Annotated in this window: 13 protein-coding genes; 5 read left to right on the top strand and 8 right to left on the bottom strand. The window is 45.2% G+C overall.

Annotation, left to right across the window (positions count from 1 at the left end; genetic code table 11):
• Positions 1-2: 2 nt before the first annotated feature.
• A complete protein-coding gene (locus R7H07_RS21330; RefSeq protein WP_206959488.1) occupies positions 3-311 on the bottom strand; it encodes a monooxygenase in 309 nt (102 codons plus the stop codon).
• A 109-nt stretch (positions 312-420) separates the two neighbouring features.
• Between R7H07_RS21330 and R7H07_RS21325 the strand changes: the two genes are divergently transcribed.
• The 3 genes from R7H07_RS21325 to R7H07_RS21315 all read left to right on the top strand — a co-directional run bounded on the left by R7H07_RS21325 (position 421) and on the right by R7H07_RS21315 (position 4,551).
• Positions 421-1,311, top strand: coding sequence for a LysR family transcriptional regulator (locus R7H07_RS21325; protein ID WP_042521726.1), 891 nt, complete (start codon positions 421-423; stop codon positions 1,309-1,311).
• A 280-nt stretch (positions 1,312-1,591) separates the two neighbouring features.
• Positions 1,592-2,857, top strand: a complete 1,266-nt coding sequence (locus tag R7H07_RS21320; RefSeq protein WP_206959489.1) for a DUF1835 domain-containing protein — start codon at positions 1,592-1,594, stop codon at positions 2,855-2,857.
• 389 nt (positions 2,858-3,246) lie between these two features.
• Positions 3,247-4,551 (top strand): dicarboxylate/amino acid:cation symporter, encoded by a 1,305-nt coding sequence (locus R7H07_RS21315; protein WP_017820133.1) that lies wholly within the window; start codon positions 3,247-3,249, stop codon positions 4,549-4,551.
• 104 nt (positions 4,552-4,655) lie between these two features.
• Here the strand turns inward: R7H07_RS21315 and R7H07_RS21310 are convergent, their stop codons facing one another.
• From R7H07_RS21310 to R7H07_RS21295, 4 genes are all read right to left on the bottom strand, one after another.
• Positions 4,656-5,030, bottom strand: a complete 375-nt coding sequence (locus tag R7H07_RS21310) for a YkvA family protein (RefSeq protein ID WP_047102406.1) — start codon at positions 5,028-5,030, stop codon at positions 4,656-4,658.
• A 212-nt stretch (positions 5,031-5,242) separates the two neighbouring features.
• The gene (locus R7H07_RS21305) at positions 5,243-6,367 is read right to left on the bottom strand and encodes a M20 family metallopeptidase (RefSeq protein WP_206959490.1); all 1,125 of its coding nucleotides are present in this window, start codon (positions 6,365-6,367) and stop codon (positions 5,243-5,245) included.
• A gap of 9 nt (positions 6,368-6,376) precedes the next feature.
• Complete coding sequence (locus R7H07_RS21300; RefSeq protein ID WP_005374849.1) at positions 6,377-6,844, bottom strand: YjiG family protein; 468 nt, start codon at positions 6,842-6,844, stop codon at positions 6,377-6,379.
• Positions 6,844-7,581 carry a nucleoside recognition domain-containing protein gene (locus R7H07_RS21295; RefSeq protein ID WP_064376878.1) on the bottom strand — a complete coding sequence of 246 codons (738 nt, stop codon included), beginning with the start codon at positions 7,579-7,581 and terminating at the stop codon, positions 6,844-6,846. Before R7H07_RS21295 ends, R7H07_RS21300 begins: the two co-directional genes overlap by 1 nt.
• Before the next feature lie 448 nt (positions 7,582-8,029).
• On the opposite strand from R7H07_RS21295, the gene R7H07_RS21290 reads away from it, so the two are divergent.
• Together R7H07_RS21290 and R7H07_RS21285 are read left to right on the top strand one after the other, a co-directional pair.
• On the top strand, positions 8,030-8,317 hold the full coding sequence (locus R7H07_RS21290) for a hypothetical protein (RefSeq protein WP_081107505.1): 288 nt from the start codon (positions 8,030-8,032) through the stop codon (positions 8,315-8,317).
• A 96-nt stretch (positions 8,318-8,413) separates the two neighbouring features.
• Positions 8,414-9,130 (top strand): DsbA family protein, encoded by a 717-nt coding sequence (locus tag R7H07_RS21285; RefSeq protein WP_005374842.1) that lies wholly within the window; start codon positions 8,414-8,416, stop codon positions 9,128-9,130.
• A 69-nt stretch (positions 9,131-9,199) separates the two neighbouring features.
• On the opposite strand, the gene R7H07_RS21280 is transcribed toward R7H07_RS21285, so the two are convergent.
• From R7H07_RS21280 to R7H07_RS21270, 3 genes are all read right to left on the bottom strand, one after another.
• Positions 9,200-11,260: an alpha-amylase gene (locus tag R7H07_RS21280; protein WP_318128779.1), complete on the bottom strand. Its 2,061-nt coding sequence runs from the start codon at positions 11,258-11,260 to the stop codon at positions 9,200-9,202.
• A 180-nt stretch (positions 11,261-11,440) separates the two neighbouring features.
• Positions 11,441-12,115 (bottom strand): monofunctional biosynthetic peptidoglycan transglycosylase, encoded by a 675-nt coding sequence (mtgA, locus tag R7H07_RS21275; RefSeq protein WP_025768637.1) that lies wholly within the window; start codon positions 12,113-12,115, stop codon positions 11,441-11,443.
• Positions 12,116-12,251: 136 nt separating this feature from the next.
• The coding region (locus R7H07_RS21270; RefSeq protein WP_318128778.1) for an alpha amylase C-terminal domain-containing protein at positions 12,252-12,501 on the bottom strand (250 nt) is incomplete at its 5' end.

Genomic DNA, 12,501 nt, shown 5'->3' with positions numbered 1-12,501 from the left:
CCTTATCCTCTAATAGGCCCTTGATTGAGCGTCGTTAACGGCACATTGATATCGAAAATTTGACCTCGTACTTCGACTACGCCCATTTTTCGTAAGCGTGCGGCATGCATTTCGAGATAAGCTTGCGCCGTGGCTTCATCTTCAAAAAGATAGATACCACCACCGAGTTTGTCTTTTTCGCTTTCCGTCCAGATTTTCCAAATCATGCCCGGCTCTTGGTTAATCGACTTAGCTAACTCGACCAGAGCATTCGACATCTCGTCACCAAACGGACCATGAAATTCAAAATCAACTTGCAATAATTTCGCCATCTTGAGTCTCCTCTTCTTATTGACTCGTTTTCGATGACAAGATTATTACCTTTATAAAACTGACAGAAAAGTTCATAATTTCGCCATTAACTGTCTAAAAAATTGACTCATGAGACTAAAAACGACCTTAGAACAATGGCAAACGCTACAAGCGATTAATCAAGAAGGCAGCATTCAATCCGCAGCTTTACTGCTCAACAAGAGCCATACCACATTGATCTACTCGGTGAGGAAGTTAGAAGACCAACTTGGTATTCAACTTATCGAAGTACGAGGGCGCAAAGCGGGTTTGACAGAGCACGGCAAAACCATACTGCGTCGTGCACAATCCATGCTTGAACAAGCGCGGGAACTAGAAGTCATCAGCGAGCAGTTAAAAAGTGGGGTGGAATCTCAAATCACGGTCGCAATAGATCATCTTTGTGACCCTTGTTGGCTTTATGCACCACTCAGTCAATTTTTGGAGGACAACAACACGACCTCCGTTCAAGTGGTTGAAACGTCACTGAGCAAAACAACCGAAATGGTCGTAAATGAGCTCGCTGACATCGCAATCATCAACTTACCGATAACCAACTACCCTGCCGAAGCATTTGGCGTAACAACCATGCTGCCTGTAATCGCAGCACACCATCCACTCGCTAAAAAGCCGCATGTTTCCATCGACGATTTTGCGACCACCAGCCAAATTGTCATCCGTGACTTAGGTGATTCAGACAAAACGAAAAGAGATGTGGGTTGGTTACGCGCACGTCAGCGTATTACCGTCGATAACTTCGACCACGCTTTTCACGCCGTAGAGCAAGGCGCTGGATTTTGTCGGCTACCAGCGCACTTAGTCGCAACCCGCAAGAGCGATAAAATTAACGTATTGGAGATCGAACACTCCCATCAATATCAAGTTGCGCTGCACCTCACTTTGCCCAAAGGAGCCAAAAGTGGTCCTGCGACTCAAGCGCTTTATCGTACTTTACTCAAAAGTGTAGAAACTCGAGTCTAGCAACAGTGGTATTGAGTTGAATCGCTAGTGTTATCGGCTATTGATTCTCCCTAAATATAGAGAAACGGCCATTTTGTGACGCTACACTCTCACAAAAGGTTGCACGAAGGATAGCGACCACCTACTATCACTCTGCTCATGCCTAAAGCACCCAACACTCGCGGAAAGAACTCGGTTCACGGCAATATCCTCACCTGCTTGGTTTAGCAGGCACAATCTGTTTTTACCTTCTTTTTTGCTTCTATATAGGCGAGTGTGGAAGAAATAAGAAAGGTGAAATATGAACTCTACAAATAGCTTCTCGATCAATATCAATCAGCAAAAATCCATTGCTAAAAAAAGGCTCAAAGCTATCCGCCTATACGATGACGCCATGTTGGAGTTAGTTAAGCGATTTCACTCCAAACCAGAATCTTTGGCTCCCAATACAATTCAATTGGCTGACGTTCAACATGCACTCGCAAGAGAACTTGGCTTATCCAGTTGGAGTAAACTAAAAGCTCATGTCGAAGAGCTAGAAGCGCACAAACTAGCCATCAAACAACAAAAACCGCCCCTAGATGCGAAAGTAAAAACGCTACACGTTCGTTGCGGTCACGATATACAACAACAGCTTAAAACCAGTGGATTTGAAGGGACATTTTTAGCCCTGATCGATCCGCTTTGTATTGGCCCCATACCAGCAACACCGCAGAACTTCCTTGCCATTCGTGCCCAATATGTCGTAGAGACTCTGCTGCCGGTGATGAAGCGTGAAGACTCGGTTCAAGATATAGTCACATTGGAACAATCAAACCTCGATCTGTTGCAAAGTGATGTATTTGAACGAATCGTCTTTTGGGTCGAACATGACAGTTATGATCAATTGATGCTAATTCGTGCTCTAACACAGTTAGAGAATGTAGAGAATAAAGTGATAGAGATCATTGAGTTGAACCAGTTCCCGGGCACTGAACGATTCATCGGCTTTGGGCAGTTGCCTGAAGAAGCTATTCGTTCTTGTTGGCGATACCGTAAACCTGTGACAGCAAAATTATTCAGTCAGGCTAAACGGTGTTGGCACGCTATTACATCACCGACACCTATTTCCATAGTTAATTTGATTCAGCAGCATAACCTGGATTGCTTGCCCAATATATTCAACGTGCTTAAACGCCATTTGCAAGAGTTACCTAATTCACAAACTGGATTGAGCTTGACACAACACCTCGCACTAAAGGTCTTGAGCTCGCAAAATCGTTCAATTCCCATCAAAGATTGGTTTGAGCAATATCAACAACTAGAACCTCTTCCTTACCTAGGAGACGTGATGTTTTACGCGTTACTCCTCCCTCTAGCACAGTGTCAAACACCTTTGATCACGATTGAGCCACGTGAAAGGCACTGGTGGGAACAAAGCGTCCGTATCACTGAGGCTGGCAAGCAGTGTTTGGAAGGCTTAATACGAGCGAAACAATGCTATTGGGTTGGAGGGATTAAAAATACCAGTCAAAGTTATTGGAGCTGGGATCACCTCCAACTAACTACACTTGCCAACCATCATTGAGTTGACAAATATGAAAGCATAAAGGGTTCGTTGGCTCTGATGAACACTCAATACTAAATTATCCCTAAAGAAGCGACCGCTAGCCTGAATATAACTTAAATAGTTATGCAGAAATGCATCCACTCCAAGAGAGTATGCACTCTATCTCTTATTAAAATTTATTGTAAATCCTCTTTGTTATCGGTTGTATATTCGATAAAAGTGTTAAAATACAAACTTTTCATCCGGCCAATTCGTTAATATTTGGTTAAAATCCCATTTTTATTAGTGATAAAGTTCACATCTATTAACCATTTAGAGGATTATTCTTTCGTATTTTCTCACTCCGCTGCTAATCTGCTCGCCGCTTTGAAGTGAACTCAAGGTGCATAACTATAAGGAGTGTTCTCATGAATACCAAGAAACCGATGTCGCTCACCAGCCGCGTAATTTTGGGTATGGTAGCGGGTATCTTGACAGGATTTGCAATTCGCACACTTTTTGCCGACAACGGATTTGTCGACGCATACATTGTTAATGGATTATTCGAAGTTGGTGGACAGATCTTCGTTGCCAGCTTAAAAATGCTTGTTGTACCGCTAGTATTTGTTTCGTTAGTTTGTGGTACTAGCTCTCTCAAAGACCTCTCTACACTGGGTCGCATGGGCGGTAAAACCCTCGCTTTCTACGTTACGACAACGGCTATCGCGATTACGCTTGCTCTAACTATGGGTACTCTATTCCAGCCAGGGGCAGGGGCAGATCTAACGGCAGCAAGTTCATTCAAATCAGCCGAAGCGCCATCTTTAGGTCAGGTGATCATCGATATGTTCCCGACCAACCCAATCAGCGCAATGGCAGAAGGTAAAACTCTGCAAGTTATCGTGTTCGCCGTGCTATTCGGTATCGCGATCAGTGCAGCGGGTAAACCAGGCGAACGCATCGCAGCATTCTTCTCTGATCTGAATGAAGTGATCATGAAACTGGTCGCGATTTTGATGAACTTGGCGCCTTATGGGGTGTTCTTCTTAATGGCGAAGCTATTTACTGGTCTTGGTCTGGGCGCGATCGTCAATCTGGCAGAGTACTTCTTAGTACTGGCTGGTACGCTTGTCCTACACGGTCTAGTTACTTACAGCTTAATGTTAAAAGGTTTCACAGGTCTAAACCCAATTACGTTCCTACGTAAGATGGAAGACGCGATCATGTTTGCTTTTTCTACAGCATCATCGAACGCGACGATTCCAGTGACAATGGAAACAGCAAAGCACCGCATGGGTGTTGAGAACCGTGTATCATCGTTCACAGTACCACTTGGTGCAACCGTGAACATGGACGGTACGGCGATCATGCAGGGCGTAGCAACTGCGTTTATTGCTCAAGCTTTCAATATTGATTTAACTATGGGCGATTACCTAATGGTTATCATGACGGCAACTCTGGCGTCTATCGGTACCGCAGGTGTTCCTGGTGTGGGTCTTGTCATGCTTGCTATGGTATTGAACCAAGTTGGTCTACCGCTTGAAGGTATCGCGCTCATCATGGGTGTTGACCGTCTTCTTGATATGATTCGTACCGCGGTAAATATCACTGGTGACAGTGCTGTAACCGTCATCGTTGCGAAATCAGAAGGTGCATTGGATGAAGCTCGCTTCAACGACCCAATGGCAGGCGTAGCCGAAGAAGAAGTGCACCTGAAACGCGCTGACGCCTAAATCGTTCTACGATTACCATCCTGAAATTATATAGTCCTGTCTAAAAGAAAACCCCGATGGAAACATCGGGGCTTTTGTTTTCTCCGCGTCTAGAAATGCTCTTTCTAATCCACCATCGAATTCAGCTTTTCTCTCGCTTGTTCTTCATGCTCGTCGGTGATGGCATTGCCGACCGAGTTCGCCGCCAGAGTCAGTGCCGCCATATCATCGGTAAAACCGACGCCAGCTAGTACGTCTGGCACCATATCTGTTGGTAGGACGAAGTAAGCCAGCGCGCCACCTAAAATAGCCTTGTGGCGAACAGAGGTGTTGGAATCTGCCATCGCGAGCCATGATTTTATGCCCATTACGGCAATTTCTTCACCCGCTTTCTTAACCGACCCTTTCATTTTTCGCCAGAATGTTTTCTCATCTGGCGCTTGCATCGTTTGATCTTTGGCGTCTTTCGGCGCCGATTTTACAGACATTGTTGTGGTCATCGTTGCCTCCGAAATTTATGACTATGTCCAACATATTAATAAATCGAACCTGAACGCAAGATTAATAGCAAGAAATGATAGTAAAGTGAAACACAGATAGAAAAATCCCCAAACCGAAGTCCGGGGATTATTGCCTTGGAAACAAAAAGTCTTGGAAAACAAAAGTTTTGAAACCAAAAGCTTTGGGAGCCAAGCTTTAGAAGCAGAATGCCTTATTGAACAATCTTCTCCAGTACACGTATCAACATTTTGATACGTGGTTCAATAGACTCAAGCAACAAGTACTCTTGATCGCTGTGGAAGCCCGCACCGATAGGTCCTAGACCATCCAAAGTTGGAACACCAAGAATCGCCGTGTTGTTTGCATCAGAGCCACCACCTACTTCTTTCCAGTTGATGTCGATCGCCAGTTCACTTGCGGCTTCTTCAACTAGCATCATCAGGCTTTCTGTTTGTGGGCTTGGCACCATAGAAGGCTTATAAGCTTCACGAACCAACTCAATTCTCACGCCATCAACGAATGGTGTTTCCAGCATGCCATTTAGCTTGCTATCGACATCATCGTATTCTTCGTTGCTCCAGAAACGCACATCCACGATCGCTTCCGCGTGCTCAGGGACGATGTTCGCACCGTTGCCGCCAGAAACAATGCCGACGTTCAGCGTAGTACCAGATTCAAAGTTGGTCATTGCATTGACAGCCAGAATCCAATTTGCCATCTCAGTGATTGCGCTGCGACCGTTTTCTGGCTCGTTACCTGCGTGAGCAGCAACGCCATTAAAGGTCATTTTGTAGCGAGCCATGCCTTTACGCGCTTTCACTAAACCACCGTCTGCACGTGCTGCTTCTGCAACCAGTACATTCTTAGCGTTTTTCGCAACTGATTGAATCCAATCCACAGAATCCAGAGAGCCTGTCTCTTCATCTGGGTTCATGCAGATAGCGATAGATAACTTATCCAACACAGCTTGGTCTAGATTACGCATCGCGTACACGATGTTCAGCAAACCAGATTTCATGTCAGACACACCTGGACCGTACGCTTTCTCTGCATCTTGAAACATTGGACGAAGCTCAGCGGTACCCACAGGGAACACCGTATCCATGTGACCAATTAGCATCACATCGATTTGCTCAGCTTCCGGCTTATTTCGAACTTCAAGACCAACACCGGCTCTGCCACAGTCGATGCGTTTTACGCTCCAACCTGACATCGCTTGGTACTTCTCTTCAAATTGAGAAGCGATGAACTCGATACCATCAGTAGTGTAAGTGCCACAATCCACATTGATTAGCGGACGTAGCTCTTCTAGATATTCATTTAGAGAGAATTGCATGACTCACTCCTAGACAAACAGATTCATCACTAGCATTGCGCCAAATGCGTTCAATACTGAGATTGCAATCATAACTGGGATGTAACGACCTTCAGTACCAATTGGACCCATGATACGACCCATGTACTGAACTTGAGAGCCCATTAGGTAGATAGCAGGCGCAAGAATCGCAATGTGCGTGCCGTTCAGGATACCTTGGTCAAACAGTGTAATCACTACGCCAACCGCGCCGCCCATCGACATCCAAGCCCCGATCAATACCGCTGCTGCTTCACCCGGAAGACCAAACACTGCCATGATTGGAGAAAACACCGTGCCCATCAGATCCAACGCGCCAGTGATTTGAAGCGCTTTGATGATAACGAACGCCATCAATACGTTAGGCACCGTAGAGGTAGTCGCAATTACCCAGCCTTTCTTAGCACCCTCGACGAAGATATCCGTCACCATTGGTTTTTTCGCTTTAACGTCACCCATTATGCCGTCTCCTCTTTTAGGTTCTCTGATTTGTTTGGGTCTTGCTTGTCTTCTTTACCTTCCGTCATGTTCAGGTAGATACGGAACAGGTTCGCGCCGATGATCTTAAATGCGAACATCACCACAACTGCTAAACCAATAGAAGACGTTACTGCTAGAGAGCCGTCAGCTATCGTCAGTGTGAACAGCACAGCACCCGATGAGAAGAAGTTCACGATGGTTGCACCTGCAGTGAACTGGAACATGGTAAATACGTCCGTTTCACGCTTAGTTAGGTGACCTTCATCTTTTAGCTGACGCGTCATTGCCGCACCTGCATCGGTACTTTGTAGAGAAGCAATTAAAGCCAGACCAGAGTTACCAGGGATGCCCATTAGAGGACGCAGAAGAGGAGTAAGAAGCTTACGAGCTGCTTCAAGTGCACCGTAGTGCTCAAGTACGTTGATCATACCTAAGGCGAACATAACAGTTGGAATCAAAGTAAGTGCGAAAATGAAACCGTCGCGAGCACCGCTACCACCAGTACCGCGAAGCGACGTTGTTGCAACTTGCACACCGTCAGCCGTTTCGGTGACACCATACGCCACCTTGCCGAAAGAGCCATTGAGCGTTGTAAAATCGAATACACCGTACCATTCGCTAGATTGCATCAGGCCAGAAAAGAACACAACCGCAAACGCCAGAGCAACGTAGCACCCCAGTGTAACTTTACGCTCAGTTTGAACAGGAATTTTCATAACATTACCTACACATGTGGAACTTAACACATATGTTCACCTGAATAATGTGCTAGAGAGATGATCAAAATCAATCCGCCTGCCGAACATTATCGCGACTCAGTTATGAAGTTTTGTTTTATGATTCCAATCACAATTGAAAGATAATAAAAATTTGTGCTAACAATTAGGTATATTAATCTATGTCGATAGCTCACGACTTCTTCATCAACTCAACAAATGATTCTGACGAATATTGCTTTCTACAACATTCATGACGTACTTCATACTTTGGCATTGAGGCAATATCGATTAACTCGAAAGTAACATTCAGCCACGAAATTTAGGTTAGGATGGCCCGGTCATATGTAAACGGTATAAACCAGAATTAACAGGACTATACGACCCATTGTTACGCTCACAATATAAAATAGCCAAATGGACACTCGCCCTCGTGCTTTGGGTGGTGATGATATGCTTAAGCCAAAATTCTGGTTTCTCGAAAAGCTGCCCGAAGGCTCACCAAATACAGAGTCAGCAAGATGAGAGTGTGAATTTATCACCATCTTGCGACCTTTCAGAAAAGCTGGTTCAAGCGTACCAACATCAGTTTGATCATATTCTTATTCCATTTTTTCTGTTTGCTTTGGTTGTGGCGCTGCCGATGACAACCACAGCAATTCGCTATCTGGAATACACAGAACCGATACCGGAAAAGTATCGGGTTCACCTAAAACTTTGCGTGTTTAGAGAATAAAGCCAGCAAGGCGAGAGACCTTTCGGCCTGACTTTTGTACATATTTTATTCACTTCACATAACAAACAACGAAATTTAAAAGTTTTAGGAAATATTATGACATTCACTCGTACACTTTTGGCGTTAACGATGGCTATCGTACCTGCCGTATCTTTCGCATCAGAAAAGACCGCAGAACAAAAGCTAGAGGAAGTTACTCAGATACTAAAAGAAAACCCTCAAATTCTTGATTCATTGCACCAAAACCTTCAAGAGTACATTGCGTATCAACAGTCATTTGGCGACACCTTGAAGGAGGTTCGTCAATATCTAAGTGATGGCAAACATTCCTCTTTTGGTGCTGAAAACCCTGAGTTAACCATTATTAACGTAACAGACTATAGCTGCCCTTTTTGTAAACGTTTAGAAGGAGAGCTGGTCAAAGTTGGTAAGGAATATCCGCAGGTAAAAGTGCTTAACCTCAATGTCTCTTTTAAAGAACAATACGAGAAAAACGGCTACAACTCGGCAAGTTACGCATTAAATGTTTGGCAAAACCAGCGAGATAAGTACGAACAAGTGCATGAGTTATTGGTGAAAAAACCGGGCGCACATGACGCACGTTCCTTAAATCAAATAGCGAAAAAAACGGGGACAGAAGCACAGCTTGTCGACGACAAAGAGACCAAGGCGTTGCTTGATAAAAACTATCAGTATTTCACGCAACTTGGTTTACGCGGCACGCCCGCGTTGATCATTAATGATCAAGTCATTCCTGGCTATGTGCCGTTTGACGAGCTAGAAAAAGTCATCGACCAAGAACTGGCGAACTAATACAACAAAGCCCTTCCCTGATAACTCAAGGAAGGGCTTTTTCTATCTAGGCTTAAAACGAAGTTCTAACTACTTGTCGCGACCCACAAACGCCACAACGACTTTGTCATTGCCAAGCGAGCGAGAGAACACGTACGCGCCTTCTTGTTCAATTACTTGATGCTGACCCGCACCAATCGCTGGGTGCGCTTTACGGAACTGACCAAGAGTTTGCCAGTGTTTGAGCAGCGCTTGCTTCTCATCAGATAGCTTCCATACCATGTCAGAACGAGTGCCTTGGTGGAAATCGTCCGCGTAAGGACCAATGTTACGACCAACTTCATCACCATAATAAACCTGAACAGCACCAGGACTCAAAAGCAGTGCATTCGCGGCGTTACGCTGCATACCGTAATCTTTGAAGCGAGAGAAGAACAGCTCGGTATCGTGAGAAGACATGTAGCTCACAGGGTTAAAGTCTTTCTCATTGGCGATAGTGTCCGCATAGCTTTGGTAAGTGTCTGCCATTTGGCTGAAACACGCCGCGCCTTTGTCTAACTTCTTCTGCATATCGAAGTTAATCAACGCATCAAAGCCGTCGTCGAAGTAAGGGCTGCGATATGCGGTATGTCCCCATACTTCACCCATCATCCAGAATGGCTGACCTGACTTACCGTTCTCTTTACGCCACTGCTCAAGGCTGCTTGATGCCTCTTCTTTCAAGCGTTTCCACACATCGCCTTCAACGTGCTTCACCGTGTCGACACGGTAACCATCAATACCAAAGCGTTTCACCCAATCAGTTTGCCACTCAATTAGGTAGTCCGAGACGGTGTAATTATCACGCTCCTCAACGCGAGTGCCAGGGTTATCCAATAGCCATTGAGCTGGCTTCACGGCTTTGTCTGATTCAGTGATAAAGTCTGGCAAACCCGCCAATGACATGGTGATATCACTGCTGCCCGGAACTGGGTATCCCGGTAGACCTGTTCTTACCCAGTCACCGCCCCACCATTTCGCCCAGTTTGGACTCTGGTAATCAATATTCTGGTGGTAGCTATGCCAGTTTTCGCCCGCTTTTGGTTTCCAATCCCCCCATTTCTTAGGTAGGTCAGCGTTTGGTTTTAACACCTCAATACCGTCAAATTGCAAATCGGCTAACGTTGAGTAACCAGTGTGGTTGATTACTGCGTCCATCAAGACTTTAAGGCCACGTTTATGTGCCTCTTCCACCAGCTTTTTAAGATCAGCTTCGTTACCGAAGTTCTCATCAATCTTGGTAAAGTCACGCGTCCAGTAACCGTGGTAAGCGTAGAATGGGAATGAGCCGCTATCGCCGCCACCCACAAAGCCGTGTACTTGCTCAACGATTGGCGACAACCAAATCGCATCGGTACCTAGGCTCTTTATGTAATCTAGCTTTTCGATCACACCTTTTAGGTCACCACCGTGAAAGGTACCAATCTCTTCTTTACCGTCTTTCTTGCGACCATAGCTGTTGTCATTGCTCGTATCAGCATTATTGAAACGGTCGACCATCACGAAGTAAATGTTGGCATTGCGGTAATCAAACGGCACTGCTTCTTTGGTTCTCTTCACTGGCTCTAGTAGCACCAAACCGCCTGAATCTTTGCTTGGTGTCAGCGATACTTGCTGATCTTTTACTTCGACCATCTGACCAGAATAGGCATCACGCAACTTGGTGCCATCGGGGAAACTGTCACCCAGCGCGATGGTGACTTCGCCGCCTTGGTAAACCTCACATTGCACTTGTGGGATTGGGCGTTTAAATTCTGTCTTGGCAGCTTTCTTAGGCTCTCGCTTGAAGCGTAGAGTTTTGGCTTCCGCATCAAAAGCAAAAGAGTAATCGCCAGTAAAACGGATTTTTAAAGGCAGTTCTGTTGGCTTTCCACAGTTCAGCGCGATAGGTTTGTTGAATTTGACCTTCTGACCATCAGGCGCGACACAGTCGCCTTCAATACCCGTGATTTTGAGCGTGTATCCGTCTTTGGTTAAGGGCACAACCAAAGGCTGCTCTGCACTTAACGGAAAGTCACGGCTGTTGGTCGTGGTAGCAATGGTGATGTTTGGCTCGGCGATGGCACTTGCCGATGCAAGCAATAAGGTAGTCGTAATCAGATTCAGTTTCATCGTTCAGTCCATTGGTTGCGCATAGGCGCAGTATTCGTGTTGTAGTTTTATTCACACTAATAGTAAATGGATGAAAAACTGAGCACATCATTCTGAAAGGCTACGCCCTAAAGCTTGTGACGCTTCACATTTTGCTTTTATGGGGGCGTAGTTCTACTTATGAGCAGGGTAAAAAGGAGTTTAAAGCTGAATGCTACCAAGGTTACGCATTTGTCTCATCGCCCAATTGACGCGGCTGATGGTGTAAGAAGTCTGAGGGTAAACTTTGATGCGATACGGATTTGGCAGCACCACCGCAAGCCTTGCTGCTTGGCGTGTTGAAAGTTGTTTAGCAGGAATACCAAAGTAGTTTTGCGCAGCGGCTTCCGCGCCATAAATACCTGGACCAAACTCCACCACATTCAAATACACTTCAAGAATGCGTTTTTTACTCCACATTGCTTCCATCAGCAGAGCAAAATAAAGCTCATACGCTTTGCGCACATAAGAGTGTGAAGGAAACAGAAACACGTTCTTTGCAGTTTGCTGAGTAATCGTGCTCGCACCGCGAGAGGGACCGTTCTCGCCAGACTCTGAGATCACTTTAAACAAGGAATCAAAATCCACTCCGTAATGGGTCGGGAACTTTTGATCTTCTGTCGCAATCACGGCCAGTTGAATGTGTTTAGAAATATCACTCAAAGGCACCCATTCATTTTGACTCTCTTCAGGAAATCCTTCAGGAGGAGAAATCATGCGGCTGATCTTCCATCCCCAAATTGGTGGATCGATGTATTTCACTATGCCAACGAGCATCACTGGTAAAAGCAAAAGCACCAATAAGATATTGAACAGAAGGGATTTAATCTTTCTCAAAGTCCGACCTAGCCTGATTTAACAAAACAATATGATGCAAGTATAGAGTATGCAGTCTGTTTATCGTTAGTGAAAACTTGGTCAAAAAAAGCCCGATTTACAATGTAAAACGGGCTTAGAATTTGATTAGACTAAATTATTTGTGCAGCTTGTAGAACACGGTTGAAAGTGGAGGCAAACGAAGCTCAAGTGATTGAGGCAGTGATTCACTTTCAACTTTTTCCGTTTTCACACTGGTCAGCACTTTAAAATCGCTGCCGCCGTATTTGCTGTCGTCTGTATTCAGTAGCAGTTCGTATTGACCTGCATTTGGAACGCCTAAACGAAAGCGCTCGTGTGGTACGGGCGTAAAGTTGGTGATGATCAGAATACGCTCACCTTCTTTA

It is taken from the genome of Vibrio sp. Vb1127 (assembly GCF_033338735.1).
Taxonomy (GTDB): domain Bacteria; phylum Pseudomonadota; class Gammaproteobacteria; order Enterobacterales; family Vibrionaceae; genus Vibrio; species Vibrio alginolyticus.
The sequence above is the reverse complement of the archived record's forward strand: the minus strand, read 5'-3'. Positions and strand labels throughout refer to the sequence as shown.

What these genes read in the sequence shown, in the direction of transcription:
- R7H07_RS21320 (WP_206959489.1), top strand. Translation starts at nt 1,592, where the DNA reads ATGAACTCTACAAATAGCTTCTCGATCAATATCAATCAGCAAAAATCC.
- R7H07_RS21300 (WP_005374849.1), bottom strand. Translation starts at nt 6,844, where the DNA reads ATGGGTGACGTTAAAGCGAAAAAACCAATGGTGACGGATATCTTCGTC.
- R7H07_RS21280 (WP_318128779.1), bottom strand. Translation starts at nt 11,260, where the DNA reads ATGAAACTGAATCTGATTACGACTACCTTATTGCTTGCATCGGCAAGT.
- R7H07_RS21315 (WP_017820133.1), top strand. Translation starts at nt 3,247, where the DNA reads ATGAATACCAAGAAACCGATGTCGCTCACCAGCCGCGTAATTTTGGGT.
- R7H07_RS21305 (WP_206959490.1), bottom strand. Translation starts at nt 6,367, where the DNA reads ATGCAATTCTCTCTAAATGAATATCTAGAAGAGCTACGTCCGCTAATC.
- R7H07_RS21310 (WP_047102406.1), bottom strand. Translation starts at nt 5,030, where the DNA reads ATGACCACAACAATGTCTGTAAAATCGGCGCCGAAAGACGCCAAAGAT.
- R7H07_RS21325 (WP_042521726.1), top strand. Translation starts at nt 421, where the DNA reads ATGAGACTAAAAACGACCTTAGAACAATGGCAAACGCTACAAGCGATT.
- R7H07_RS21330 (WP_206959488.1), bottom strand. Translation starts at nt 311, where the DNA reads ATGGCGAAATTATTGCAAGTTGATTTTGAATTTCATGGTCCGTTTGGT.
- R7H07_RS21295 (WP_064376878.1), bottom strand. Translation starts at nt 7,581, where the DNA reads ATGAAAATTCCTGTTCAAACTGAGCGTAAAGTTACACTGGGGTGCTAC.
- R7H07_RS21285 (WP_005374842.1), top strand. Translation starts at nt 8,414, where the DNA reads ATGACATTCACTCGTACACTTTTGGCGTTAACGATGGCTATCGTACCT.
- R7H07_RS21290 (WP_081107505.1), top strand. Translation starts at nt 8,030, where the DNA reads ATGATATGCTTAAGCCAAAATTCTGGTTTCTCGAAAAGCTGCCCGAAG.